Annotated in this window: 23 protein-coding genes; 13 read left to right on the forward strand and 10 right to left on the reverse strand. The window is 64.7% G+C overall.

Translation table 11 applies throughout. From position 1 onward, the window contains the following. Window positions 1–12: 12 nt before the first annotated feature. Entirely contained in the window at window positions 13–936 is a 924-nt protein-coding gene (locus JVX91_RS03560; RefSeq protein ID WP_205338059.1) for an SdiA-regulated domain-containing protein, read from the reverse strand. Between the two features lie 149 nt (window positions 937–1,085). On the opposite strand from JVX91_RS03560, the gene JVX91_RS03565 reads away from it, so the two are divergent. The 7 genes from JVX91_RS03565 to JVX91_RS03595 all read left to right on the forward strand — a co-directional run bounded on the left by JVX91_RS03565 (window position 1,086) and on the right by JVX91_RS03595 (window position 9,198). Continuing rightward, window positions 1,086–2,102 carry an AraC family transcriptional regulator gene (locus JVX91_RS03565; protein WP_205338060.1) on the forward strand — a complete coding sequence of 339 codons (1,017 nt, stop codon included), beginning with the start codon at window positions 1,086–1,088 and terminating at the stop codon, window positions 2,100–2,102. A gap of 397 nt (window positions 2,103–2,499) precedes the next feature. Further along, window positions 2,500–3,549, forward strand: a complete 1,050-nt coding sequence (locus JVX91_RS03570; protein ID WP_205338061.1) for an ABC transporter ATP-binding protein — start codon at window positions 2,500–2,502, stop codon at window positions 3,547–3,549. Beyond that, on the forward strand, window positions 3,546–4,460 hold the full coding sequence (locus tag JVX91_RS03575; protein WP_205338062.1) for an ABC transporter permease: 915 nt from the start codon (window positions 3,546–3,548) through the stop codon (window positions 4,458–4,460). The genes JVX91_RS03570 and JVX91_RS03575 overlap by 4 nt, the downstream gene beginning before the upstream one ends. Further along, a complete protein-coding gene (locus JVX91_RS03580) occupies window positions 4,457–5,245 on the forward strand; it encodes an ABC transporter permease (protein WP_205338063.1) in 789 nt (262 codons plus the stop codon). Before JVX91_RS03575 ends, JVX91_RS03580 begins: the two co-directional genes overlap by 4 nt. Before the next feature lie 43 nt (window positions 5,246–5,288). Then, window positions 5,289–6,338 (forward strand): extracellular solute-binding protein, encoded by a 1,050-nt coding sequence (locus tag JVX91_RS03585; protein WP_205338064.1) that lies wholly within the window; start codon window positions 5,289–5,291, stop codon window positions 6,336–6,338. Window positions 6,339–6,725: 387 nt separating this feature from the next. Next, on the forward strand, window positions 6,726–8,111 hold the full coding sequence (locus tag JVX91_RS03590) for an APC family permease (protein WP_205338065.1): 1,386 nt from the start codon (window positions 6,726–6,728) through the stop codon (window positions 8,109–8,111). A gap of 55 nt (window positions 8,112–8,166) precedes the next feature. Continuing rightward, window positions 8,167–9,198 (forward strand): histone deacetylase family protein, encoded by a 1,032-nt coding sequence (locus JVX91_RS03595; protein WP_045215578.1) that lies wholly within the window; start codon window positions 8,167–8,169, stop codon window positions 9,196–9,198. A 403-nt stretch (window positions 9,199–9,601) separates the two neighbouring features. Here the strand turns inward: JVX91_RS03595 and JVX91_RS03600 are convergent, their stop codons facing one another. The 4 genes from JVX91_RS03600 to JVX91_RS03615 all read right to left on the reverse strand — a co-directional run bounded on the left by JVX91_RS03600 (window position 9,602) and on the right by JVX91_RS03615 (window position 13,330). After that, entirely contained in the window at window positions 9,602–9,985 is a 384-nt protein-coding gene (locus JVX91_RS03600; RefSeq protein ID WP_205338066.1) for a NirD/YgiW/YdeI family stress tolerance protein, read from the reverse strand. A gap of 119 nt (window positions 9,986–10,104) precedes the next feature. Further along, window positions 10,105–11,025 (reverse strand): SdiA-regulated domain-containing protein, encoded by a 921-nt coding sequence (locus tag JVX91_RS03605; RefSeq protein WP_205338067.1) that lies wholly within the window; start codon window positions 11,023–11,025, stop codon window positions 10,105–10,107. A gap of 84 nt (window positions 11,026–11,109) precedes the next feature. Beyond that, on the reverse strand, window positions 11,110–11,775 hold the full coding sequence (locus JVX91_RS03610; protein ID WP_205338068.1) for a fumarylacetoacetate hydrolase family protein: 666 nt from the start codon (window positions 11,773–11,775) through the stop codon (window positions 11,110–11,112). A 160-nt stretch (window positions 11,776–11,935) separates the two neighbouring features. Continuing rightward, a complete protein-coding gene (locus JVX91_RS03615) occupies window positions 11,936–13,330 on the reverse strand; it encodes an FAD-binding oxidoreductase (protein WP_205338069.1) in 1,395 nt (464 codons plus the stop codon). Between the two features lie 190 nt (window positions 13,331–13,520). On the opposite strand from JVX91_RS03615, the gene serA reads away from it, so the two are divergent. Next, window positions 13,521–14,750 carry a phosphoglycerate dehydrogenase gene (serA, locus tag JVX91_RS03620; protein WP_045215566.1) on the forward strand — a complete coding sequence of 410 codons (1,230 nt, stop codon included), beginning with the start codon at window positions 13,521–13,523 and terminating at the stop codon, window positions 14,748–14,750. Window positions 14,751–14,998: 248 nt separating this feature from the next. On the opposite strand, the gene JVX91_RS03625 is transcribed toward serA, so the two are convergent. Together JVX91_RS03625 and JVX91_RS03630 are read right to left on the reverse strand one after the other, a co-directional pair. After that, complete coding sequence (locus JVX91_RS03625) at window positions 14,999–15,430, reverse strand: DUF4399 domain-containing protein (protein WP_017520821.1); 432 nt, start codon at window positions 15,428–15,430, stop codon at window positions 14,999–15,001. Between the two features lie 140 nt (window positions 15,431–15,570). Beyond that, on the reverse strand, window positions 15,571–16,065 hold the full coding sequence (locus JVX91_RS03630) for a DUF523 domain-containing protein (protein WP_205338070.1): 495 nt from the start codon (window positions 16,063–16,065) through the stop codon (window positions 15,571–15,573). Window positions 16,066–16,320: 255 nt separating this feature from the next. Here JVX91_RS03630 and JVX91_RS03635 point away from each other — a divergent pair, with 255 nt between their 5' ends. Then, window positions 16,321–16,869 carry a DUF6160 family protein gene (locus JVX91_RS03635; RefSeq protein WP_205338071.1) on the forward strand — a complete coding sequence of 183 codons (549 nt, stop codon included), beginning with the start codon at window positions 16,321–16,323 and terminating at the stop codon, window positions 16,867–16,869. 5 nt (window positions 16,870–16,874) lie between these two features. Here the strand turns inward: JVX91_RS03635 and JVX91_RS03640 are convergent, their stop codons facing one another. Further along, on the reverse strand, window positions 16,875–17,513 hold the full coding sequence (locus JVX91_RS03640) for a 2OG-Fe(II) oxygenase (RefSeq protein WP_205338072.1): 639 nt from the start codon (window positions 17,511–17,513) through the stop codon (window positions 16,875–16,877). A gap of 100 nt (window positions 17,514–17,613) precedes the next feature. On the opposite strand from JVX91_RS03640, the gene JVX91_RS03645 reads away from it, so the two are divergent. Beyond that, window positions 17,614–18,354, forward strand: a complete 741-nt coding sequence (locus tag JVX91_RS03645) for a hypothetical protein (RefSeq protein ID WP_205338073.1) — start codon at window positions 17,614–17,616, stop codon at window positions 18,352–18,354. 142 nt (window positions 18,355–18,496) lie between these two features. Here JVX91_RS03645 and JVX91_RS03650 read toward each other — a convergent pair whose 3' ends face one another. After that, window positions 18,497–19,435: an alpha/beta hydrolase gene (locus JVX91_RS03650; protein WP_205338074.1), complete on the reverse strand. Its 939-nt coding sequence runs from the start codon at window positions 19,433–19,435 to the stop codon at window positions 18,497–18,499. Between the two features lie 125 nt (window positions 19,436–19,560). On the opposite strand from JVX91_RS03650, the gene JVX91_RS03655 reads away from it, so the two are divergent. Together JVX91_RS03655 and JVX91_RS03660 are read left to right on the forward strand one after the other, a co-directional pair. Beyond that, on the forward strand, window positions 19,561–20,136 hold the full coding sequence (locus JVX91_RS03655) for a DUF6436 domain-containing protein (protein ID WP_205338075.1): 576 nt from the start codon (window positions 19,561–19,563) through the stop codon (window positions 20,134–20,136). 86 nt (window positions 20,137–20,222) lie between these two features. Further along, window positions 20,223–20,735 carry a transcriptional regulator gene (locus JVX91_RS03660; RefSeq protein ID WP_205338076.1) on the forward strand — a complete coding sequence of 171 codons (513 nt, stop codon included), beginning with the start codon at window positions 20,223–20,225 and terminating at the stop codon, window positions 20,733–20,735. Window positions 20,736–20,738: 3 nt separating this feature from the next. Here JVX91_RS03660 and JVX91_RS03665 read toward each other — a convergent pair whose 3' ends face one another. Continuing rightward, window positions 20,739–21,788: an AraC family transcriptional regulator gene (locus JVX91_RS03665; protein ID WP_205338077.1), complete on the reverse strand. Its 1,050-nt coding sequence runs from the start codon at window positions 21,786–21,788 to the stop codon at window positions 20,739–20,741. Window positions 21,789–21,895: 107 nt separating this feature from the next. Between JVX91_RS03665 and JVX91_RS03670 the strand changes: the two genes are divergently transcribed. Continuing rightward, on the forward strand, window positions 21,896–24,283 hold the full coding sequence (locus JVX91_RS03670) for a penicillin acylase family protein (protein ID WP_205338078.1): 2,388 nt from the start codon (window positions 21,896–21,898) through the stop codon (window positions 24,281–24,283). The last annotated feature ends 159 nt before the right edge of the window (window positions 24,284–24,442 follow it).

A 24,442-nucleotide genomic window follows, 5' to 3' on the forward strand; every position in this document is an offset into this window, starting at 1 on the left:
AGCGAGGCGCCCTCAGTGCGCCTCGCGCTTCTTGAACACGTAGAAAAGATTGGGCTCGCTGACCAGGTACAGCGTGCCCTGGTCGTCCATGGCGATGCCCTCGGCCTGCGGCACGCTGCGCCGCAGGCCCTGCATGCCGCGCAGCAACGACAGCGAGCTGATCGGCTCGCCATCGGCGCTCAGCTCCAGCACCAGGCGGGACTCGTCCGACAGCGCCAGCAGATGGCCGCTGCGTTCGTCGTACTGCAGGCTGGAGAGGTCACGGACGAACAGGTTGCGGTTGTGCTTGAGATCTTCCACCACATGCACGGCGATGGGCTGCTCCGACTGTTCGTAGGGGAAGCCGCGCACCTCGTAGATATGCACCGGCTTGCGCTCCTTGGCGACGAACAGGCGCTTTCCTACCGAGTCATAGGCCAGCCCCTCGAAGCCACTGTTGCCACCGCGCCCAAGGGCCAGGGCGAGTTGCTGGGCGTCTTCGACGTGCAATTCCGTCGTGTCGTCGTGCAGCTCGACACGGATCAGTCGCTGGTGGGTTTCATCGCTGATCACATAGACGTTGCGGCTGATGTATTCGATGGCCTCGGTATCGCCGAAGCCGTGCAGCTCGATCTTGCGCAGCACCTTGCCTTCGAGTGACAGCTCGACGAGCTCGTTCTGCTTGTTGGTGACGGTGAAGAGAGTCTGTCGGTCCGGGTCGTAGGTCAGCGCCGAGACATTTTCCTCCAGCCCCTCGATCGGCTGCGCCTCCAGCACCACGCGATAGTCGGGCAGCCAGATGGACTTGTCCTGCCACAGCGCGGCATGGCGCCACTCGTTGTACTTGAACCAGGCGCGCTCGTAGACGCGGAAGCTCTGGCCCAGCGCGAGCAGCAGGGCCAAGGCGAGCAGCGCCAGCAGCAGGAACAGACGACGGGGCTTGAGCAGACGACGCATGGAGGACTCGGGATGGGATTGGCGTGGCAGATTGGCAGCAGCGCCTGAAGCCAAACTTAAAGGCCACCAGGGGTTGCGGGCAGGCTAGAGTCAGGTTAGCGCAAGTCTGTCCTGTGTTTCTTTTGCAAGAGGCTGCAAGAGGCGTATCGATGGCCCAGCATCTGCTCCCCGAACAACGCCAGCAGGCCACCCTGCACACCGTGGTGCTGGCGACCGAAGTGCTGCACCACGCCGGCGTACCCCGTCCGAAGCTGCTCGAAGGCAGCGGCATCGGCGAGGCGGACCTGCTGACACCGGAGAAGCTCATCACCCATGCCCAGGAGCTGCGTGTCTTCGCCAACGCGCTGAACTGCCAGCACGATCCGGCGCTGGGTCTCTACCTGGGGCTGCGCATGCACGTTTCCGCCTATGGGATTCTCGGCTACAGCATGCTCGCCAGCCGCACCCTGCGCGACGCGCTGCAACTGGCGCTGTCCTTCCCCGAGCTGCTCGGCACCTACTTCCGCCTGGCGCTGGTGCCACAGGACGACGAAGTGCGCCTGACCGCCGACGGCTACCGCTACGCACCGGAGCTGACGGTGTTCAACACCGAGCTGTGCCTGACGTCGTTGCTGACAGTGATCCGTGACCTGCTCGGCGAGTCGGTGCGACCGCGCCGCCTGATGCTGGCCTATCGTCCGCCGCTGCATGCGGAGACCTACACCGAGCGCCTCGGCTGCCCGGTGGATTTCGGCGCGCCGACCAGCGCGCTCTGTTTCAGCCCGGCCCTGCTCGATCGTCCGCTGCCGCTGGCCGACCCGGTCAGCTGCCACAACGGCGTGCAGCAATGCCTGCGCATGAGCGCGATGCTCAGCAGCCGCGGCAATGTGATCGACCAGATGCGCCAGCACCTGGCAAGCCACCTGCAGGACACCGCCAGCCTCGACTCCGTGGCGCGTCACCTGCATCGCTCCACGCGTACCCTGCGTCGGCATCTGCAGCAGCAGAACACCAGTTATCAACAGGTGCTGGATGAAGTGCGCTTCGACCGTGCGCGGCAATTGCTCAAGGACACCGACCTGCCGATCTACCTGATCGCCGAGCAGTTGGGCTATAGCGAGACGGCGAGCTTCCGCCATGCCTTCCAGCGCTGGAGCGGGGCGAGTCCGAGTTTGTATCGGGGGTGAGGCGCAGGCCGATGGCACCCTCACCCTAACCCTCTCCCTGAAGGGAGAGGGGACCGCCCGTGCAGACGGATACCACGGCACTCCTAAACCGCACAGATACAGCTATCGGCCTACTCCACCATTCGACGCCGCGCCGAACGGTCCCCTCTCCCACTGGGAGAGGGTTAGGGTGAGGGCCGACCAGCGCGCCGAGATATCCCGAATCGACATCCCGCTGACGCCCGAAATCCAGCATTGCAGAGCGCATTTTCAACTTGGCCTGATTTATCCCTTATTGGCCTGATCTATCGTTCTGCGCATCCCGGCGCTTGGTCATTATCAATCCGCAGCTAGGTGAAACGGTCCTAGAAACCGTAAAACCTCAACAATAACAACTGCTTAACTGCATGGTACCAGCATGACCAGCGCGATCACCATCGAGCGGATATGCATGGAGTTCGGTACACCCGGACAAGGCCTCAAGGCCCTGGACGACGTGTCACTGGAAATCCGCGCCAACGAATTCTTCACCCTCCTCGGCCCCTCGGGCTGCGGCAAGACCACCTTGCTGCGACTGATCGCCGGCTTCGAACAACCCTCCTCCGGCAGCATTCGCCTCTACGGCGACCCGATGGAAGGCCTTCCGCCCTTCCGCCGCCCGGTCAATACCGTCTTCCAGAGCTACGCCCTGTTCCCCCACATGACCGTGGCGGAGAACATCGCCTTCGGCCTGGAAATGCAGGGCAAGCAGCGCAGCGACATCGACGCCACCGTGCAGAAGATGCTCGACCTGGTGCGCCTGCCCGACGTCGGCAAACGCCGCGCCGACCAGCTCTCCGGCGGCCAGCAACAACGCATCGCCCTGGCCCGCGCCCTGGCCAGCCGGCCCAAGGTGCTGCTGCTCGACGAATCGCTTTCCGCGCTGGACCTCAAGCTGCGCAAGGAAATGCAGATCGAGCTCAAGCGCCTGCAGCACGAGACCGGCATCACCTTCATCTTCGTCACCCACGACCAGGAAGAAGCCCTGACCATGTCCGACCGCATCGCGGTGATGAGTCGCGGCAAGGTCATGCAGATCGGCACGCCCACCGAGATCTACGAGGCGCCGGTCAACCGCCTGGTGGCCGACTTCATCGGCGAGACCAATTTCCTCGAAGGCGAATCCAGCGGCGACAGCGTGCGCCTGGCCGACGGCCAGCTGCTCCCGGCCGCCACCACCCTGCCCGGCAAGGTAACCCTGGCGATCCGCCCGGAGCGCACCGAGCTGGCGCAGGACGGCCAGCTCGAAGGCGTGGTGGAGAACATCGTCTACGTCGGCACCGACACCGTGTACCACCTCAATGTCGCCGGTCAGGGCGGCTTCCGCGTGCGTCAGCAGAACCGCGACGGCGCTCTTTCCACCCACGCGCCCGGCGCGCGGGTGCGGGTCCGCATTCCCGCCACCGCCATCCGGGTGCTGGCCGAATGAGTACACTGCGCGCACAAGCGGAACGTAAGTCACTGTTCAAGCGCCTGGCCCTGACCAGCCCGGCGATGATCATGCTGGTAGTGTTCCTCGTCCTGCCGCTGGGCATCATGTTCGCTGTGTCGGTCCAGGCACCGGGGGACTACGGCGGCGTGAAATGGGGCCAGCACACCATCGAGGCCTACATCAACTTCCTCTGGGAACGCGATCTGGACGACAGCCTGGCGTTCAACGCCGACTACCTGGGCATCTTCCAGCGCTCGTTCTGGTTGTCGATCCTGACCACCCTGGGCTGCGTGCTGATCGGCTTCCCCACTGCGCTGTACCTGGCGCTGCAGGACGAACGCCGGCGCAACCTGCTGCTGTTCCTGGTCACCGTGCCGTTCTGGACCAACCTGCTGGTGCGGGTCTATGCCTGGATGCTGCTGCTGCGTAACGGCGGGTTGATCGACGAGGGCCTGCACGGGCTGGGATTCTCCAACGCATCGTTGGGCATCCTGTATACCGACAACGCGGTGATCATCGGGCTGCTCTACACCTACCTGCCGTTCATGGTCCTGCCCATCTACACCAGTCTTGAGAAGATGGACTGGCGCCTGGTGGAGGCGGCCTTCGACCTGGGCGCCAACCGCTGGAAGGCGCTGAAGCGGATCATCATTCCGCTGGCCATGCCCGGCATCGTCGCCGGCTGCATCCTGGTGTTCATCCCCTCACTGGGCAGCTACATCATTCCCGAGCTACTGGGTGGCGGTAAGTCGCTGATGATCGGCAACCTGATCCAGCTGCAGTTCGGCACGGCGCACAACTGGCCGTTCGGCGCGGCGCTGTCCTTCGCACTGCTGGCCTTCGTGCTGCTGGCGATGATGATCTACAACATGCGCTTCAAACCGGGCGCGGCGGGAGGTCATCCATGAAGTCGGCCAACCCGCTCTGGCGGTTCACCGGAGTCCGGCCCGCTGCCTGGCTGTTCTTCGCCTTCCTCTATATCCCGATCTTCGTGCTGGTGGTGCTGAGCTTCAACAGCGGCCAGTCGGCCACGCTGTGGGAAAGCTTCAGCCTGAAGTGGTACTCGGTGGTGGCGGACGACCCGGAAATCCTCCGCGCGGCGAAGAACTCGCTGATCGTCGCGACCCTGGCCACCGTCGTCGCCACCACGCTGGCGACACTCGCGGCACTGGGCATGCGCGGTCGCACGTTCCGCGGGCAGACGCTGATGAGTGGCGTACTGGGCCTGCCGCTGCTGGTGCCGGAGATCGTCACCGCCGTGGCGACCCTGATGTTCTTCGCCTTCATCGGCCTGAAGCTGTCGCTGTTCACCATCCTGCTGGCGCACATCGTGTTCTGCATTCCCTTCGCCTACCTGCCGATCCGCGCCCGTCTCGAAGGCATGGACCCACGGCTGGCGGAAGCGGCGGCGGATCTCTATGCCTCGCCCTGGAAGACCTTCTGGAAGGTGACCTTCCCCCTGCTGACGCCGGGGATCGTGTCGGGGGCGATGCTGGCGTTCATCATCTCGATGGACGACTTCGTCATCACCTACTTCGTCGCCGGTGCCGGGGCCACCACCCTGCCGGTGTACATCTTCAGCTCCATCCGAATGGGGATTTCCCCGAAGATCAACGCCATATCTTCAATAATACTGTTGATTTCCATCGCGTTCGTTGCGTTGTCGTACTACGTCGGCCAGCGTCGCCGCTGACCTCCTGCCGCCAATCAAAACAACATTGCAAGGAGCTTCACCGATGAAATTCCGCCGTACCCCCATCGCCCGCGCGTTCGTCGCCGCCAGCCTGTTGCTGGCGGGCAGCGCCCACGCCGACGGCACCCTGCACTTCGCCAACTGGTCCGACTACTTCCCGCCGGAACTGTTGAAGAAGTTCGAGAAGGACACCGGCATCCACGCCACCCTGGACTCCTACGACAGCAACGAAACCCTGCTGGCCAAGCTGAAGGCCGGCGGTGGCGCCTACGACGTGGTCGTGCCGTCGGACAGCTTCATCGAGATCTTCGTCAAGGAAGGCCTGCTGCAGAAGCTCGACAAGTCGCAGCTGCCGAACCTGGCCAACCTGAAAGACAAGTTCAAGACCCTGACCTACGACCCGGGCCACGACTACTCCGTGCCCTACCTGTGGGGTACCACCGGCTACAGCTACGACAGCGCCAAGGTGCCCGGCGGCAAGCTGGATGAAAGCTGGAAGCCGTTCTTCGAGCCGCCGGAGGAGCTGAAAGGCAAGGTCGTCGCGCTCAACTCCATCGAGGAGCTGTATGCCCCGGCGTCCTACTTCCTGGGGATCGACGAGTGCACCGAGGACCCGAAAGAGGCGGCGAAGATCCAGGACCTGCTGCTCAAGCAGAAACCGATGCTGGCCATGTACAACAGCGACGGCACCATCGAGCGCATGGCCGCCGGCGAAGTCTCCATGCACCAACAATGGAACGGCGCCTTCCACCGCGCCCACGCCCAGCGCGCCAGCCTGGTCTACGTCTATCCGAAGGAAGGCGTGCGCCTGTTCATCGACAACCTGACCATTCCCAAGGACGCCACCAACATCAAGGAGGCCCATGCCTTCCTGAACTGGATGATGCAGCCTGAGAACATTGCCCTGGCCTCCAACTTCGCCAAGTACAACAACGCGATCGAAGGCTCGGACAAGTTCATGGACAAGGAGCTGTTCGACGACCCGGCGATCAACACCCCGGCGGACAAGCTCGATCGCCTGAAACCCTTCAAGCTGTGTTCGCCCAAAGCGCTGCAACTGCGCTCCAAGGTCTGGACCAAACTGAAGAAATGACCCACAGGTCACCCGGCGCGGCGGTGCGCGCCGGGTGTCCCTGACAGCCAATTTGGCCATTTCGATCCCTTTTTGACCCTTTGCAGGGTTCTGCCCGGAGACCTCGGTTGCTAGAGTCGGGCGGCTCGCGCAGGGAGCGGCTGGAAAGGCGGCCAGCCCCGGTGCCATCGCAGATGGCGCAGGGATTTCCCGAGGGAACGCGAGCGCGTTATCCACAAGAACAAATGCCCCGAGAACGCCCATGACCAGCTTTTGCGTCACCCTGCAGCACACACCCTCATTCCTCGCGCGTCGTCATCGCTGCGGCTGAGCCGTAAGCCGACGACTTCAGGACGGCCACCGAACGCCGCCCGCCCGCAAGACAACAACAATCGCGAGGATTCCCCCATGGCCAGCCAACACAGCGCCAGCACAGCTCACACCCACCAGGGCACCCCGGTCAACGCCGACGCCCGCCTGAAACGCGTCCTGGGCCTGCCCGCCCTGGTCTTCTTCGGCCTGGTGTACATGGTCCCGCTGACCATGTTCACCACCTACGGCGTGGTCACCGAAATGACCGGCGGCCGTACCGCCAGCGCCTACCTGATCACCCTGCTGGCGATGCTGTTCACCGCCGCCTCCTACAGCTTCATGGTGCGCAAGTACCCGATCTCGGGTTCCGCGTACTCCTACACCAGCCTGAGCTTCGGCCCGGTGGTCGGCTTCCTGTCCGGCTGGTCGCTGCTGCTCGACTACCTGTTCCTGCCGATGATCAACTACCTGCTCATCGGCCTGTTCATGAACATCGCCTTCCCGGAAATCCCGGCCTGGATGTTCGTGGTCGCCTCCATCGCCCTGGTCACCGTGCTCAACGTCGTCGGCATCAGCCAGGTGGCCGGGATGAGCAACGTCATCGTCGGCGCGCAGCTCGTGTTCATCGCGGTGTTCGTGGTCATGTCGATCAAGACCCTCAGCGGCGGCGCGGCGATCGACTTCAGCCTGCCCTTCGTCGGTGACGGCACCCAGCCCGGCTTTGCCCCGCTGATGGCCGGTGCCGCGGTGCTGTGCCTGTCGTTCCTGGGATTCGACGCCGTCTCGACCATGGCCGAGGAAACCCGCGACGCCCGCCGCGACATCCCCCGCGCGATCATCATCACCACCGTCATCGCCGGCCTGATGTTCACCCTGCTGGCGATCATCAGCCAGTTGGTGTTCCCCGGCAGCGTGTTCCAGAACGCCGATTCGGCGGCCAACGAAGTGATGCTCAAGGCCGGCGGCCAGTTCCTCGGCAACTTCTTCACCTCCGCCTATATCGCCGGCTGCATCGGCTCGGCGCTGGCCTCCCAGGCCTCGGTGTCGCGCATCATCTTCACCATGGGCCGTGACGGCATCCTGCCGCGCAGCCTGTTCGGCACCCTGCACGCGCGCTTCCAGACGCCGGTGGTGGCGATCCTGGTGGTCTCGGCGATCTCCCTGCTCGCCATCGTGCTGGACCTGACCACCCTCGCCTCGATGATCAGCTTCGGCGCGCTGGTGGCCTTCTCCGTGGTCAACCTGGCGGTGATCCGCACCTACCTGGGCGTGGAGCGCCGCCGGGGCGCGAAGAACGTCCTGCTGTACGGGGCGATTCCGTTCATCGGCCTGTGCCTGACCCTGTGGCTGTGGACCAGCCTCTCGCAGCTGACGCTGATCGTCGGCCTGAGCTGGTTCGCGGTCGGCTTCGCTTATCTGGCGGTGCACACCGGCGGTTTCCGCCGCAAGGCACCGAGTGTGAATTTCGAGGAAAACGCCTGACGGCCCAGCTACTCAGAACCCAACGGGCGCCCGGAGGCGCCCTCAGGAGCGCGTGATGTTGACGATCTATACCGACGACCATCGCTTGCACCACGGTCAGCACGAGCTGATCGGCGGCCAGTTCACCCCCTGCTTCGAAAAGCCCAGCCGCGCCGACATGGTGCTGGACCGGGCCAAGGCGGTGAAACTGGGCGACATCCAGGCCCCGCGTGATTTCGGCCTGGACCCTATCCTGAGGGTGCACAGCGAAGGCTTCGTGCGATTCCTGCAACATGCCTGGCGTGACTGGCTGGCCACCGGCCGGACCCACGACATGCTGCCGATCTGCTGGCCGACCCGCCGCCTGCGGCAGAAGGAGCCGGACAGCATCGACGGCCGCCTGGGCTACTACAGCCTGGACGCCGGCGCGCCGATCACTGCTGGCACCTGGCAGGCGGTGCTCAGCTCGGTGAACGTGGCGATGACCGGCCAGGCCGAACTGGCCAAGGGCGCGCGCTCGGTGTTCTCGCTCTGCCGCCCGCCGGGCCACCACGCCTCGGCGGATTTCATGGGCGGCTACTGCTTCTTCAACAACGCGGCCATCGCCGCCCAGTCGATCCTCGACCAGGGGGCCAACCGGGTGGCCATCCTCGACGTCGACTACCACCACGGCAACGGCACCCAGGACATCTTCTACGACCGCGCCGACGTGCTGTTCACCTCGATCCACGGTGACCCGCGCTTCGAGTATCCCTACTTCCTCGGCTACGCCGACGAGAAGGGCCAGGGCGTGGGCGAAGGCTTCAACTTCAACTACCCGCTGGCCTCGGGCAGCGACTGGTCGGTGTGGAGCCTGGCGCTGCAGGCGGCGATCCGGCAGATCTCGGCGTACAAGCCGGATGTGCTGATCGTGTCGCTGGGTGTGGACACCTACAAGGAAGACCCGATCTCCCAGTTCAAGCTGGACAGCCCGGATTACCTGCGGATGGGTGAAGCCATCGGCAAGCTGGGCCTGCCGACGCTGTTCGTCATGGAAGGGGGTTACGCGGTGGAAGAAATCGGCATCAATGCGATCAACGTGCTGCAGGGGTTTGAAAGCATCGGTTGATGGCTAGAACGTCTGGCCCCTGGCGCGGACTGGAAAGCCCCTCTCCCCAGCCCTCTCCCTGAAGGGAGAGGGAGCCGTTCGGCGTTGCCGGTAGGCTCGGTGTTTCGCTTGACGCCGCTCAGTCCCCTCTCCCTGAAGGGAGAAGGAGCCATTCGGCGTTGCCGGTAGGTTTGGTGTTTCGCTTGGCGCCGCTCAGTCCCCTCTCCCTGAAGGGAGAGGGAGCCATTCGGCGTTGCCGGTAGGCTCGGTGTTTCGCTTGACGCCGCTCAGTCCCCTCTCCCTTCAGGGAGAGGGTTAGGGAGAGGGCGGCAGAGCGTCTTCCAGGGAGCCCACAAGCACCCAAGAATGCAAAAAGCCGCGCCGAGGATGGGGTTCCCGGCGCGGCTTTTTTATCGAGAGTGGATTACTGAAGGATTTCCACGCGATCCACATCGATGTCAGTGGGCTTCTGCTTGTGGTGATCGACTTCACCGGTCAGGCGCACCTTGGTGTTCTCGGAAACCGAAGTGCCCGCCGGCCAGTCGTCGTGGTCGATCTCGACCTGGATGCTGCCGGTGGCGTCCTTGAACTCGTAGTGCTCGCTGCTGATGCGCTTGGTGATGGTGCCTTCGAGCACGACCTTGGTGTCATCGGCGGCGGCCTGGGCCTGCTTCACCGTGGTGATCTGGCCGGCGGCAGCGGCGGCTGGCTGGGCATCGCTGCCCGGACCGGTGTAGCCGCCAGCGGCCAGGGTAACGGTGGAGAACAGGCCAACGGCAGCGATCAGGGGGAAATGACGGAGTTTCATGGAAGTGCCTCCTGGGGCGTTTTCGATGGGTTCAGCTTAGTGTCCATGGCTGAAACCAGCCTGAATCAGGACTTAATCCAAGCTTAAGACCCCAGAACCGCCATTTACTCCGATCTGAATCAATCCTTGGCCGGCTGCGCCTCACGCTTGAACACGTAGAACAGGTCCGGCTCGCTGACCATGTAGATGGTGCCCTGCTCGTCGATGGCCACGCCTTCTGCACGCGGGATCTTGTCGTGGAGGCCGTTGAGGCCGCCGAGCAAGCTGATGAAGCTGACCGGTTCGCCCTTCTCGTCCAGCTCCAGCAGCAGGTGCGATTCCGCCGACAGCACCAGGGTGTGGCCGGTGCGCGGATCGATGCTCAGCGCCGAGACGTTGCGCATCATCAACTGGTCGCTGGGAAGTGCGTGGAGCGCGCCGCTCAGGCTGGCGCTGCCGTCGCTGGCAAGGCTGAACAGAGTCAGCGGGTCACGCTCCTGGCCCAGCAGCAGGCGCTTCTGCCGCGGGTCCCAGGCAATGCCCTCGATGCCCTTGTTCTTCTTGCCGCGCTCGCCCAGGTCGAAGCTGGAGAGCTTCTCGGTACTCAACTCGCGGGTCTGCGGGTCGACGTGGAAGATGGTCAGGGAGTTCTTGCGCTCATCGGTCACCGCGACGTTGCCGCCCTCGAGCACCGCGACGCCTTCGGGGTTGGACATGCCCAGCAGCGGAATCACCCGCAGCACGTCACCGGTCAGCGACAGCTCGGCCAGCAACGGCTTCTTGCCGGTGACGGTGAACAGGGTGCGGGTGACCGGGTTGTAGGCGAGGTCCGACGTCTCCTGCCCTTCGATGCCACCCTTGAGCGGCTTGGCCTGGATCACCGCCGTGTAGCCCGGCAACCAGATACTCTCGGCGCGGGCCTGGGCACTGGTGTCCTGCTCGCGCAGCCAAAGACGTGCGCGGTCATCCCAGTGGAAGAGGAAGGTCAGGACGCCGATCACCACCAGGGCAATCAGCAGGGCCAGCAGCAGCCAGCGAGGACGAAGGACGGACATGGTCATGGCGACTCTTGTTGATCAGCACGGCAAGGTGCCCCGCAACAAGCGAAGGCCGCACAAACGGCGGCCTTCGGCGGGACAACGGTGTTAAAGCACGCGGCTTTCGAATCGACTGGCGCCGGGAAGTTCCAGCACCACCTCGCTGCCGCTCGTGAGCGGGCCGACGCCGACCGGCGTGCCGGTGGAGACCACGTCGCCCGGCTGCAGCGAGAAGTGCCCGCAGATGTGCTGGATCAGCGGCACGATGGGGTTGAGCATGTCGCGGCTGTTGCCATCCTGGCGGACTTCACCGTCGATGGTCAGGCGGATGCCGATGTCGGTCGGGTCCGGGAAGTGGTCAGAGCTGACGAAGGGCGCCAGCACGAAGGCGCCGTCGAAGGACTTGGCCAGCTCCCACGGCAGGCCCTTTTCCTTCAGCTTGGCCTGCACGTCGCGCAGGGTCAGGTCCAGGGCCGGGGCGTAACCGGAAATGGCATCCAGCACTTCCTCGGTGCTCGGCTTGCGCGACAGCGGCTTGCCGATCAGCACGGCGATTTCCGCCTCGTAGTGCACCGAGCCACGGTCCTCGGGAATGGCGAAACCGCCGGCCTGGGAAACCGTGCAGGAGCCGGGCTTGATGAACAGCAGCGGCTCGGTCGGCACCGGGTTGTTCAGCTCCTTGGCGTGCTCCGCATAATTGCGGCCGACACACACCACCTTGCCCAGGGTGAAATGGATCGGGGTGCCATCGACATACTGATGCTGGTAACTCATGACCGACTCCTGAACGCAAGGAAGAGATGATCCGCGCGGGGTTCGTGACCCCGCGCGGTTGCCCGCATCCTGCCGGCGCACGCGCCACTTCCTGTGACGCTGACGTGCGAAGGGCCGGCCCCTCTATCCGAAGAGCCGGCCCTTCTCTATAGGCAGCGACTTATTCGGCGAAAATCTTGCCGGGATTCATGATCCCGTTCGGGTCGAACACCGCCTTGACCGCCTTCATGTAGCCGATTTCAGCCTCGGAGCGAGAGTAACCCAGGTAATCGCGCTTGGTCATGCCCACGCCGTGCTCGGCGGAGATGGAGCCGTTGTACTTCTGCACGGTCTCGAACACCCACTTGTTGACGGTCGCGCACTTGGCGAAGAACTCGTCCTTGCTCAGGTTCTCGGGCTTCAAGATGTTCAGGTGCAGGTTGCCGTCGCCGATGTGGCCGAACCACACGACTTCGAAGTCGGGGTAGTTGGCCTCGACGATGGTGTCGATGTCCTTGAGGAAGGCCGGGACCTTGCTGACGGTAACGGAGATGTCGTTCTTGTACGGCGTCCAGTGCGAGATGGTCTCGGAGATGTACTCGCGCAGCTTCCACAGGTTCTGCAGCTGCTGCTCGCTCTGGCTCATCACGCCGTCCAGCACCCAGCCCTGCTCTACACAATGTTCGAAAGTCGCCAGCGCCTCGTTGGCCACTTCCTCGGTGGTCGCTTCGAATTCCAGCAGCGCGTAGAACGGGCAATCGGTCTCGAAGGCCGGCGGTACGTCGCCGCGGGCCATGATCTTGGCCAGGGCCTTGTCGGAGAAGAACTCGAAGGCGGTCAGGTCCAGCTTGCTCTGGAAGGCGTGCAGCACCGGCATGATCGAATCGAAGTCCGGAGTACCGAGGACCATCGCGGTGAGGTTCTTCGGCTGGCGCTCCAGGCGCATGGTCGCCTCGACCACGAAGCCCAGGGTGCCTTCGGCGCCGATGAACAGCTGGCGCAGGTCGTAGCCGGTGGCGTTCTTGATCAGGTCCTTGTTCAGCTCCAGCAGGTCGCCCTTGCCGGTGACGACCTTCATGCCGGCCACCCAGTTGCGGGTCATGCCGTAGCGAATGACCTTGATCCCGCCGGCATTGGTGCCGATGTTGCCGCCAATCTGGCTGGAACCGGAGGACGCGAAGTCCACCGGGTAATAGAGGCCATGCTCTTCGGCGAAGGTCTGCAGCTGCTTGGTGATCACGCCCGGCTGGCAAACCGCGGTGCGGTCGAATTCGTTGAATTCGACGATCTTATTCATGTAGTCGAAGGCCACGACCACTTCGCCATTGGCGGCGACGGCGGCAGCGGAGAGACCGGTACGGCCGCCCGAGGGGACCAGCGCGACCTTGTGCTCATTGGCCCAGCGAACGATGGCCTGAACCTGCTCGGTGCTCTTGGGGAAGGCGATCGCCAGCGGCGCCGGGGCGAAATGTTTGGTCCAATCCTTGCCATAGGTTTCGAGGGAATCGGCGTCTGTCAGCAGCTTCCCGGCATCCAGCAGGGGCTTGAGCGATTCGATCAGGGCGTCGCGGGTCATTGGAGGAACTCTCAAATGGTTCATGGTCGTCCTGAGAACAGCTCAGGTCGCAACCGGGCAAGGAAAAGGGAGAACATGCTAGCATACGCACCCCACGCAGATCGCCACCTGGCGCCAAGCTTGGCACCGGCCGGTCCGGCCTGAGCTGTTCAATTTCTCGCCACATCCCGGGACTACAGGTTCAAAGCAGATGAGCAAGACTTCTCTCGACAAGAGCAAGATCAAATTCCTTCTCCTTGAAGGCGTGCACCAGAACGCCGTCGACACCCTCAAGGCGGCCGGCTACTCCAACATCGAGTACCTCAAGACCGCGCTGTCCGGTGACGAGCTGAAGGAAAAGATTGCCGATGCACACTTCATCGGTATCCGCTCCCGCACCCAGCTGACCGAAGAAGTCTTCGACGCTGCCAAGAAGCTGATCGCCGTTGGCTGCTTCTGCATCGGCACCAACCAGGTCGACCTGAACGCGGCCCGCGAGCGCGGCATCGCCGTGTTCAACGCGCCCTACTCCAACACCCGTTCGGTCGCCGAACTGGTGCTGGCCGAAGCCATCCTGCTGCTACGCGGCATCCCGGAGAAGAACGCCTCCTGCCACCGTGGCGGCTGGATCAAATCCGCAGCCAACTCCTTCGAGATCCGCGGCAAGAAGCTGGGCATCGTCGGCTACGGCTCGATCGGCACCCAGCTCTCGGTCCTGGCCGAAGCCCTGGGCATGCAGGTGTTCTTCTACGACACCGTGACCAAGCTGCCGCTGGGTAACGCCCAGCAGGTCGGCAACCTGCACGAGCTGCTCGGCATGTCCGACATCGTCTCGCTGCACGTGCCGGAACTGCCGTCCACCCAGTGGATGATCGGTGAGAAGGAAATCCGCGCCATCAAGAAAGGCGGCATCCTGATCAACGCCGCCCGTGGCACCGTGGTCGAGCTGGACCACCTGGCCGCCGCGATCAAGGACGAACACCTGATCGGCGCCGCCATCGACGTATTCCCCGTCGAGCCCAAGTCCAACGACGACGAGTTCGAAAGCCCGCTGCGCGGCCTGGATCGCGTGATCCTGACCCCGCACATCGGTGGCTCCACCGCCGAAGCCCAGGCCAACATCGGTCTGGAAGTGGCCGAGAAGCTGGTCAAGTACAGCGACAACGGCACCTCGGTGTCTTCCGTCAACTTCCCGGAAGTCGCCCTGCCGTCGCACCCGGGCAAGCACCGCCTGCTGCACATCCACGAGAACATTCCGGGTGTGATGAGCGAGATCAACAAGGTGTTCGCCGACAACGGCATCAACATCTCCGGCCAGTACCTGCAGACCAACGACAAGGTCGGCTACGTGGTGATCGACGTCGACGCCGAGTACTCGGACCTGGCGCTGGAGAAGCTGCAGCACGTGAACGGCACCATCCGCAGCCGCGTTCTGTTCTAAACGCTGGTTGGTGGTAAGAAAAAGGAGGCCTTTGGGCCTCCTTTTTTGTTTCTGCGGTTTGGAATATCGGCGTGGCTGAAAGCCCCTCACCCCAGCCCTCTCCCAGAGGGAGAGGGGGCCGATTGGAGCATGGGAGTGAGTTCAGCGTTAGCCGGCAAGCTCCAAACAATCAGCGCACTCGGGACAGTCCCCTCTCCCCCCGGGAGAGGGTTAGGGTGAGGGCAAGCCCCCGCCCCCGAGCCCAGCCATCACTTCACATTGACGGTGATCTGCTGCGACTCCACCGGCGGGTCGAACGGCACGTGGTTCTTGTCGCCCACCAGCAGCTGCAGGGTGTGCTTGCCCGGTGGCAGGGTCACCTGGGTCTCGGTCTGGCCCTTGCCGAAGTGCTTGATCTGGTCGGTCATCGGCAGCGGCATATTCATCGCCGGCTGCTCCTTGAGGTCGATCAGCAGGTGGTGGTGGCCGGTGGCCGGGGAATCCACGCCCGCCGGCGCGACGCCCATGCCCTTGAGGCCGAATTTGACGGTGAAGGTCTTGTCCACCGTGGCACCGTCGGCCGGCTCGATGAAGTACACCTTCGCGCCTTCCGGAGCCGGGGTGCGCGGGATATCGGCGGCAACGGCGGAAGTGCCGGCGAGCAGCGCGGCAAGGCCGAGGCAAGGCAGCAGGGTTCTCATGTTCTTCTCCTTCTACATGGAAATCGGAAGGCGAAGGTCGCGCTCAGGCCGGCCTCGCCTTCCGCATGGAACGGACAAGCATAGGCGCCAGCGCGCGAGGCTCAAGGAAAATAGTACGTCTTCGAGTGTCGGCGAGCGCTCTAGCCTCCGGCTTCCAGCCCGGCCAGGCAGACGGCGGCGGCATCCAGCTCTTCTTCGCTGAACACCAGCACGCCCATGCGCTTCAGCGCGGCGGCGGTGACGCCTTCGCCGGCGACCTTCTGGCCGCTGAAGCTGCCGTCGTAATTCTCGCGGTTGCCACAGGAAGGGCTGCGCGCCTTGAGCACCGCCAGGCGTATATCGTGGCGGCGCACCAGCGCCATGGCCTCTTCTGCACCGAGCAGGAAGGCGTCGCTGACATCCTCGCCCTCCACCGTCATCACCGGACGCACACGCTCCAGCACGGCCATGCCCTGGCCACCGGGAATCTCCGCCGGGGCGCGGGGCGTCGGCAGGCCGCCGGCCACTTCCGGACACAACGCGACCACGCGCCCCTGGGCCTGCCAGCGGGACAGCAGGTCGAACGGCCCGTGCGCGCCGCCGTCATAGCGGACGCGATGGCCAAGCAGGCAGCGGCTGACGAGAACCTTCTGCATGGGCGAATCACTCCCTTTTGGAAGGGGACAGACTAGCTGCTCGCTCTTTTCCGGTCACGCCGGGTAACGCGACATTCATCGGAGCGTGTGTCGCAACAGGTTTCCGCCCCGCCGAAAGTCGGGCCCTTGAGCGGCTCGCCGGCTGTCGGCACAGCGCTGAAACACAACCTTCGACGGGAACAGCCGTCCGGCACTGGCTGCCCAGCGGGTCGCCGCCCAGACTCGCGCATCGGCCAATTGCCATGGAGCCCCGTCATGTCCCGCCTCTTCCTCTATTCCGCAACGCTCGCGGCACTGTCCTACCTGCCACTGGCCTACGCCGAGCTCGAAGCCCTGGATAACGATCGCCTGGGCGCCGTCACCGGACAGGATGGCATCAGCATCCGCGCCGACGTGCTGGCACACATGGATAGCGTCGCCTGGAACGATGAGGGCGGCAGCGTCTCCCTGCGCAACGTATTCATCGACAACGGTTGCGTCAGCGCCAGCGACTGCCCGGACGGCCGCGGTGGCAGCCTGCCCTATGGCCCGACACAACTGGGCCTGAGCCTGCCGATCTTCGGCATCGAGCAACCGACCCTGCAGGTGGACGTGACGCAGAACGCCAGCGGCCAGCAGCAACTCGCCCTGACCCTGCCCGATCTCACCACCATCAACCAGCAGCTCAACGCCAGCGGCCTGCCGGCACAGACCATCCGCCTGCGCGTGATCGGCGACGTCTATGTGGGCAGCGGGCGGCTGGGCACCATCGAAATCCGCGACATCCAGGACATCAGCGGGACCATCAAGGTCTGGGGGCACTGAGGCGCTCAGCGCGGAGCATCGCCCCGACGGCGGAACCAGCCGGTCAGCGACAGGCGCTCGTGGCTGGCCGGCAGCACTTCATGGGGGAAGTCGCCGGAAAGGAAGATCACCAGTCGCCCACCCAGCGGCGCCAGATCCAGCGACCGTTCGTCGTCCAGATACAGGCGTAGCGCGCCGCCCTGCTCCACCGGCCAATCACGGTTGAGATAGAACACCGCCGACACGCTGCGACGGTCATCGTCGCGGAAACGGTCGAGGTGTTTCTGATAGAAGGCGCCCGGCGGATAGAGGGCGAAGTGTCCTTCGAAGTCTTCCAGACCCAGGTACAGCGTGCGGTTGATGAGCCGCCGCAATTCGTCCAGCGCGGCCAGGTAGAGGTCGCAGGCCTCGGCCTGGCCGGGCTCGATCCACTGGATGCGGTCGCCGCGAATGCCCTCGCGCACAGCCTGTCCTTCACCCCGACCGATGGCTGCGGTGGCCAGCTTGCCGGCGGCATCGCGGGCACGACACTCCTGCGCCAGCGCGGCGATCAGGGCATCGGGAAGGAAGGCATCCTGCTGCGACCAGCCCTTGTCGGCGAGGTCGTCAACGATGCGTTGCAGGAGGGGGCCTTGCACGAAGGGAGAAGGGGCGTCGAAATGCATGGCGTATTGTAACGTCCGGCGCCAGTGTCTCGACAAGCGGGGCAAGCCTTGCCGACAATAGCCCCCGGCGAGCGATCCCTGCCGCCCAAAAGGAGTTGCAATGCGCGTACTGCTGGCCCTCACCCTTCTTGTACTGGGCATGCCCGCCCTGGCCGATGACTACCAGCGCCTGTACCAGGCCGCCGGATGGCCGGAACAGCGTGCGCACTTCAACGACGCCCTGCATGCCGCGCAGAAGCGCTACCAGGGCAACCTGCCACCGGCGCTGTACCAGACGCTGGTGGACAACAGCAACCAACGCTTCGCCCCCGCCGACATCGACCAACGCGCGTTGAACGGCCTGCGCCAGAACCTGCCGAACAGCGGCGGCGCCCTCAACTTCTTCGAATCCCCCCTGGGCCGCAAGGTCGCTGGCGCCGAAACCCTGGCCACGCGCAGCGACCAGTTGCAGAAATACGCCAATGGCCTGCCTCGCCAACAGGCCAGCGACGCCCGCAAGCAGACCGTGCACCGTCTCAGCCAGATATTGCCGGCCCGCGAAGCAGGCGCCGAAGTCAGCCTGGCCCTGGCCAGCGTTGCCGCCGACAGCCTCAGCCAGATGCTTCCGGGTCTCCTCGGTGGCGGCGGTACGCAAGGCATGCTCGAAGGCCAGCGGCAGAAGCTGATGAGCCAGATCGGCGCCGACCTCGACAATACCCTGCTGTATGTCTACCGCGGCCTGAGCGATGCCGAACTGGGCCAGTTCGCCGACTTCAGCGAATCGCCGGCCGGCCGTGATTACTACCGCGCCGCCCTCGCCGCGCTGAAGGCCGGATTGGCAGTTCCTGCCAACGGGCAGTGAGAGGAATAAACCTACCGAGCTTGCGGTCCACTCCGAGGAACTTACTGCCTAGAATGGTACCCGCTGTACAGAGGGTGGCGCCTGAGGAACATGGCGCAAGGAATCAAGGACACGCCCTCACTACAGCACTCCTCCCCCCGCGCTACCCCATCCGCTCGCTGAGAAAATCGAAGTAACGCCTGCGCAACGTCTCGCTCTCGTTCGCCAGGTGGTGCCGCGCGCCCGTCAGTAACAGGCACTCGATCTTCTCGAACTTCTCCTCCAGCACCTTCAAGTTGTAACGCCAGTCCACCGTCTCGTCCGCGTCGCCCTGCACCACCAACAGGCTCTGCGCGCCATGTCCTGCCGCCTCGATGCGCGGAATCCAGCGCGCCAGCGCGCCGACCCAGGCCGTGGGCAAGGTGCGCGGCTGCAAGGGATCGCGGTCCCGCAGGAAGGCCAGGAACTCGGCGTCGTTGGAGTTCTCGCTGAAGCGGCGCGGAATCGAATCCACGAAAGGCCTGAGCACCTGGTAGCTCAACTTCGACCAGCCCCACGCACGCGGCCGCACCAGCGGCGCGAGAAGGATGGTGCGGCCCAGTTCGGGACGTGGCGCGCCGGTGAGCAGGTAATCCAGCAGGATTGCCCCGCCAGTGCTCTGGCCACACAAGTGCCAGGGTTGCGGCAGGTCCAGTACCTGAGCCTGGTCGAGCAGGTCGGCGAGGACCACCTGGTACTCGGCGAAGTCGCCGATGCTGGCGGCCACGCCTTCCGACAAGCCATGCCCCGGCAGGTCGCAGGCCAGCACCGCGAAGCCCATGCCCAACGCCCAGTCGATCACGTGGCGATACAGACCCATGTGGTCGTAGTAGCCGTGCATCAACAGCATCGTCCCGCGAGCCAGCACGGGCCGCCAGTATTGCGCGGCGATGCGATAGCCGCCGGACTCGAAAGTACCCAGCCGACTCTGCAAGCCCGGATGCCGTGCATCCAGGTCCAGGCCGTAGAAATGCTGGTACAGCGCGATACCACCCTCACTCGTCGCTGCGGTCAGAGGTCGCAGCAGCGAGCGCAGCAGATCGGGCTGGAAGGCTTCAGGCATGGGCTTCTTCACTCATCAGGGAGAGATGGACAACGGCAACGGCGCGCTGCGGGGATATTCTGCCGCGACCGTCCTCGTGGCAAGCTTGTCGGCCAGTTTACCGGCCTTCCTTTTCGGGAAATGACATGCCCACCCGCCGCAAGTCGCTCATCACCTGGCTGATCGCCGCACTCTGCCTCGGCGCGCTGCTGGCCACCTACTGGTGGTACGAGAACCGCTTCATCCGCCCGTTCACCCACCAGCCGCAGCTGTTTTCCGGCGACCACCTGATGCTGCCCGCGCAACTGGCCGGCCCCGGCAAGATCCGCCTGGTGCACTTCTGGGACCCGGCCTGCCCGTGCAACGTCGGCAACCAGCAGCACCTGGCCGAGCTGATCCAGCGCTTCGGCCCGCAGGGCGTGGAGTTCTTCGCGGTACAGAAAGCCGGGACGCGCGGCCATCTGCCCGACACGCTGAAGTCGATGCGCACACTCGATGGCCTGCCCGGCGCCGAACTATTGCCCGCCAGTCCCGCCGTGGCGATCTGGAATGCCCAGGGTCAACTGGCCTACGTCGGCCCCTACAGCGAAGGCGCCGTGTGCACCTCGGGCAACAGCTTCATCGAGCCGATCCTCGATGCCCTGGTCCAGGGCCGCCAGGTGAACGCCACCCATACGCTGGCGGTGGGCTGCTATTGCCCGTGGGACAATGCTCAACACTGAGCCTCGTCAACGAAGACGATCGGCAATCCGTGACTACACTTGGAACGCCGGCCCATGAAGGGCCGCTCGCTACCAAGGAGCTCAGCATGCGTTTTCAACCCGCTCTTGCCTTCTGCGCCGTCCTCTGTACCGGGCTAGCGCTGCCCCTGGCCGTCCACGCGGACGATACCCCCAGCAGCAGCCAGCTCATGGAGCAGCACAAGCAAGCCATCAACAACCGGATCGCCGACATCGACTACAAGCGCAAGCGCATCGTCGAAGCGAACATGAAGCTCACCCCGCAGGAAACCGAGAAGTTCTGGCCGATCTACAACAGCTATCGCACCGAGGCGGACAAGCTGAGCAAGCAGACGCTGGCGATCATCATCGACTACGCCAACAGCTATAACACCGGCTCGGTGGGCAACGACGAGGCGGCCAAGCTGCAGAAGCAGGTGCTGGAGCTGCAGGACGACCGGCAGGAGCTCAAGGAGAAGTACCTCAAGCGCATTGCCAAGGAAGTCTCTCCCCAGCGGGCCCTGCGCTTCCTGCAGATCGAGGACCAGCTCGACGCCATGGCGCTGCTGGAAGTGAGTCGCGAAATCCCCCTCGCCGAGTAGCCCTCAACCTTCGGTGCCGCCCTGCAAGCGCTGGCGATAGCGCTCGGGCGGCACTGAATACCAGCGCCGAAACGCCCGGTAGAACGGCGACAGCTCGGCGAACCCGCAGGCCCGCGCCACCTCCCGGATCGCCACGCCGCCTTCGAGCATTTCCACCGCTCGCTGCCGGCGCACTTCTTCGCGCACCTCCCTGAACGTCTGCGCCCGCCCCGCCAGGTTGCGCTGCAACAGACCGGGTCGCACCCCCAGCTCGCGGGCGCAACTGCGCAGGGTGCACTCCGAGTCGCCCAGGCGAATCCCGATCAGGTAGCGCAGCCGATTCAGCAGGTCGTTCTCGTCCAGCGTGCCCAACTGCTCACGCGCATGCTCGGTGAGCAGCCGATGCAGCACCGGATTGCCCGTGCGCGAGGGACGCGCCAGCAGCGCGCGGTCGAACAGCAGCGCATCGTTGGGCTTGCCGAAGCTGGGCGTCATGCCGAACAACCGCCGATGCTCGCTCAGGCGCCGCGGTTGTGGATGGCGGAACTCGATGGCCTGGACGCGAAACTCGCCATCGGTGATCAGCGCCAGTTGCTTGATGAACAGCAGCATCAGGCATTCCATCTGCTGGCGCAGGTTGCTCGTGCCGAGGTAGTTGAGGTCGAGGATCAGCCGCACCTGCTCGCCCTCCTCGCGCATCTGCGCGGCAAAGCCGCCGGAGAGGATGTGCTGGAAGCGCAGAAAGCTGGCGAGCGCTTCGCGCAGGTCGCTGCTGGCCATCTGCAGGTAACCCACCACGTCGAGCAGGCGCGGCTTCATCGCCTCGCCAAGGTGCAGGCCGATATCGGCATCACCGGTGATGTCGTCGAGGGTCGTCCAGAACAGCGGCGCGTCATCGTGCACCAGCCGGCCGCTCTGCGCGGGCGGCGGCAGGCGAACCTTCTGCAAAGCCTGGCGGTAGACATCGGTGGGATCGAAGCCCAGCACGGAGAGCGCCTCGTACAGCTGGCGGCGCAGGGTGGCGGACTGGGTCATCGCCGGGCTGGCGGGGAAATTCAGTTCAGCGGCGGACATGATCCCTCCTGGAGTTGACCAAAGAGTTCCAGCTGCGAGACGTTCAGTCAATGAACGCCATGCGCCTTCCTTTGCAGAATCGGTGGATAACAACAAGGAGTTGGCGCATGAAACGCACTTTGACTGTCCTCGCCGTCGTCGTAGCCGCTGCCGCGGCGGGCGCCGGTTGGTACCTGCACGGCAAGCAGCCGGTACGCGACGGACAACTGCCCCTGGCCGGCCTCTCGACCGAGGTCACCGTCCGTTACGACGAGCGCGGGGTGCCCCACATCAAGGCCGGCAGCGAGGAGGACATGTACCGGGCGATCGGTTACGTCCACGCCCAGGACCGGCTGTTCCAGATGGAAATGCTGCGGCGCCTGTCCCGCGGCGAGCTAGCCGAGGTGCTCGGGCCGAAGCTGGTGGACACCGACCGCATGTTCCGTAGCCTGCGCATCCGCGATCACGCTGCCGAATACGTGGCGAAGCAGGACAAGAATTCCCCGGCGTGGAAAGCGCTGGTCGCCTATCTCGATGGCGTCAACCAGTTCCAGGAGAGCCACCCGCGCCCCGTGGAGTTCGACATCCTCGGCATTCCCAAGCGGCCGTTCACGCCGGAAGACACCGTCAGCGTCGCCGGCTACATGGCCTACAGCTTCGCCGCCGCCTTCCGCACCGAACCCGTGCTGACCTATGTGCGTGACCAGTTGGGCGCGGATTACCTGAAAGTCTTCGACCTCGACTGGCATCCCGAAGGGGTACTCACACCCTCGCCGCTGGCCGCCGCCGACTGGCAGGACATGAGCGCCATTGCCCGCCTGAGCCATGCCGCGCTGGAGAAAGCCGGCCTGCCGCAGTTCGAGGGTAGCAACGCCTGGGCCGTTTCCGGCAGCCGCACCAAGAGCGGCAAGCCGCTGCTGGCCGGTGACCCGCACATCCGCTTCGCCGTACCGGCGGTGTGGTACGAGATGCAGGCCAGCGCGCCGGGCTTCGAGCTGTACGGTCACTACCAGGCGCTCAATCCCTTCGCCTCGCTCGGCCATAACCTGCAGTTCGGCTGGAGCCTGACCATGTTCCAGAACGACGACGTCGATCTGGTCGCCGAGAAGGTCAACCCGGACAACGCCAACCAGGTCTGGTACCACGGCCAGTGGGTCGACCTGAAGAACGAGGAACAGAGCATCGCGGTGAAGGGCGAGGCGCCGGTGAAGATCACCCTGCGCAGCTCGCCCCATGGCCCGCTGGTCAACGATGCGCTGGGCACCGCTGCCGGCAAGACGCCGGTATCCATGTGGTGGGCCTTCCTGGAAACCCAGAACCCGATCCTCGACGCCTTCTACGAGCTGAACCGCGCCGACACCCTGGCCAAGGCCCGCACAGCCGCGTCGAAGATCCAGTCGCCGGGTCTCAACGTGGTCTGGGCCAACGCGCGCGGTGATATCGGCTGGTGGGCTTCGGCGCAGCTGCCGGTGCGCCCGGACGGGGTCAACCCGAACTTCCTGCTCGACGGTGCCAGCGGGCAGGCCGACAAGACCGGCTTCTACCCGTTCAGCGAGAACCCACAGGAAGAAAACCCGGCGCGCGGCTACATCGTCTCCGCCAACTTCCAGCCGGTGCCGGCCAACGGTCGCCCGGTGCCGGGCTACTACAACCTGCCCGATCGCGGCCAGCAACTGAACAAGCGCCTGTCCGACAACGCGGTGAAATGGGACCTGCAGAACAGCCAGGCGCTGCAACTGGACACCGCCACCGGCTACGGCCCGCGCTTCCTCAAGCCGCTGCTGCCGATCCTGCGCGAAGCGGCGACGACGGACGCAGAGAAGGCGCTGGTGGAGCAACTGGCCGGCTGGCAGGGCGATCATCCGCTGGACTCGGTCACTGCCACGGTCTTCAACCAGTTGATCTACCAGGTCGCCGACGGTGCCATGCGCGACGAAATGGGCGATGCCTTCTTCGACAACCTGCTGTCCACCCGCGTGCTCGATGTCGCCCTGCCGCGCCTGGCCGCGGACGAAAGCTCGCCCTGGTGGGACAACCGCAAGACGCCGGAAAAGGAAACCCGCGCGGATATCGTCAAGGCCGCCTGGAAAGCCAGCCTGGCGCACCTGCGCGCGACACTGGGCGAGGATTCCAAGCAATGGCAGTGGGGCAAGGCGCATACCCTGACGCACGGCCACCCGCTGGGCATGCAGAAGCCGCTCGACAAGATCTTCAACGTCGGCCCGTTCGCCGCGCCCGGTGGCCACGAGGTGCCGAACAACCTGTCCGCACGGGTCGGCCCGGCGCCCTGGCAGGTGGTCTATGGTCCATCCACGCGCCGCCTGATCGACTTCGCCGATCCGGCCCACAGCCTGGGCATCAACCCGGTCGGCCAGAGCGGCGTGCCGTTCGACAAGCATTACGACGACCAGGCCGAGGCCTATATCGAAGGGCAATACCTGCCCCAGCACTACGATGACAACGAGGTGAAGGCCAATACCAAGGGCTTGCTGAGGCTGATCCCGGTACGCCGATAGGCACCGCCAGGCAAAACGAAAAACCCCGCTCAGGCGGGGTTTTTCATGGGTGGGCGAAGAGAGTGCTGCGGGAGATGCCAGGGGCTCCCTGGCGCGGTATTCCCCCTAGGGATAGGTCGGGGTGTTGTATTGCGCGCCGTCTCCCGCACGCGTGCCAGA

Source organism: Pseudomonas sp. PDNC002 (genome assembly GCF_016919445.1).
In the GTDB taxonomy this organism is placed as follows: domain Bacteria; phylum Pseudomonadota; class Gammaproteobacteria; order Pseudomonadales; family Pseudomonadaceae; genus Pseudomonas.

Coding starts and splice junctions, on each gene's coding strand:
- JVX91_RS03670 (WP_205338078.1), top strand. CDS start 21,896: ATGAAACGCACTTTGACTGTCCTCGCCGTCGTCGTAGCCGCTGCCGCG.
- JVX91_RS03645 (WP_205338073.1), top strand. CDS start 17,614: ATGCGCGTACTGCTGGCCCTCACCCTTCTTGTACTGGGCATGCCCGCC.
- JVX91_RS03595 (WP_045215578.1), top strand. CDS start 8,167: ATGTTGACGATCTATACCGACGACCATCGCTTGCACCACGGTCAGCAC.
- JVX91_RS03635 (WP_205338071.1), top strand. CDS start 16,321: ATGTCCCGCCTCTTCCTCTATTCCGCAACGCTCGCGGCACTGTCCTAC.
- JVX91_RS03650 (WP_205338074.1), bottom strand. CDS start 19,435: ATGCCTGAAGCCTTCCAGCCCGATCTGCTGCGCTCGCTGCTGCGACCT.
- serA (WP_045215566.1), top strand. CDS start 13,521: ATGAGCAAGACTTCTCTCGACAAGAGCAAGATCAAATTCCTTCTCCTT.
- JVX91_RS03610 (WP_205338068.1), bottom strand. CDS start 11,775: ATGAGTTACCAGCATCAGTATGTCGATGGCACCCCGATCCATTTCACC.
- JVX91_RS03665 (WP_205338077.1), bottom strand. CDS start 21,788: ATGTCCGCCGCTGAACTGAATTTCCCCGCCAGCCCGGCGATGACCCAG.
- JVX91_RS03615 (WP_205338069.1), bottom strand. CDS start 13,330: ATGACCCGCGACGCCCTGATCGAATCGCTCAAGCCCCTGCTGGATGCC.
- JVX91_RS03570 (WP_205338061.1), top strand. CDS start 2,500: ATGACCAGCGCGATCACCATCGAGCGGATATGCATGGAGTTCGGTACA.
- JVX91_RS03660 (WP_205338076.1), top strand. CDS start 20,223: ATGCGTTTTCAACCCGCTCTTGCCTTCTGCGCCGTCCTCTGTACCGGG.
- JVX91_RS03565 (WP_205338060.1), top strand. CDS start 1,086: ATGGCCCAGCATCTGCTCCCCGAACAACGCCAGCAGGCCACCCTGCAC.
- JVX91_RS03600 (WP_205338066.1), bottom strand. CDS start 9,985: ATGAAACTCCGTCATTTCCCCCTGATCGCTGCCGTTGGCCTGTTCTCC.
- JVX91_RS03630 (WP_205338070.1), bottom strand. CDS start 16,065: ATGCAGAAGGTTCTCGTCAGCCGCTGCCTGCTTGGCCATCGCGTCCGC.
- JVX91_RS03575 (WP_205338062.1), top strand. CDS start 3,546: ATGAGTACACTGCGCGCACAAGCGGAACGTAAGTCACTGTTCAAGCGC.
- JVX91_RS03655 (WP_205338075.1), top strand. CDS start 19,561: ATGCCCACCCGCCGCAAGTCGCTCATCACCTGGCTGATCGCCGCACTC.
- JVX91_RS03590 (WP_205338065.1), top strand. CDS start 6,726: ATGGCCAGCCAACACAGCGCCAGCACAGCTCACACCCACCAGGGCACC.
- JVX91_RS03640 (WP_205338072.1), bottom strand. CDS start 17,513: ATGCATTTCGACGCCCCTTCTCCCTTCGTGCAAGGCCCCCTCCTGCAA.
- JVX91_RS03560 (WP_205338059.1), bottom strand. CDS start 936: ATGCGTCGTCTGCTCAAGCCCCGTCGTCTGTTCCTGCTGCTGGCGCTG.
- JVX91_RS03605 (WP_205338067.1), bottom strand. CDS start 11,025: ATGACCATGTCCGTCCTTCGTCCTCGCTGGCTGCTGCTGGCCCTGCTG.
- JVX91_RS03580 (WP_205338063.1), top strand. CDS start 4,457: ATGAAGTCGGCCAACCCGCTCTGGCGGTTCACCGGAGTCCGGCCCGCT.
- JVX91_RS03585 (WP_205338064.1), top strand. CDS start 5,289: ATGAAATTCCGCCGTACCCCCATCGCCCGCGCGTTCGTCGCCGCCAGC.
- JVX91_RS03625 (WP_017520821.1), bottom strand. CDS start 15,430: ATGAGAACCCTGCTGCCTTGCCTCGGCCTTGCCGCGCTGCTCGCCGGC.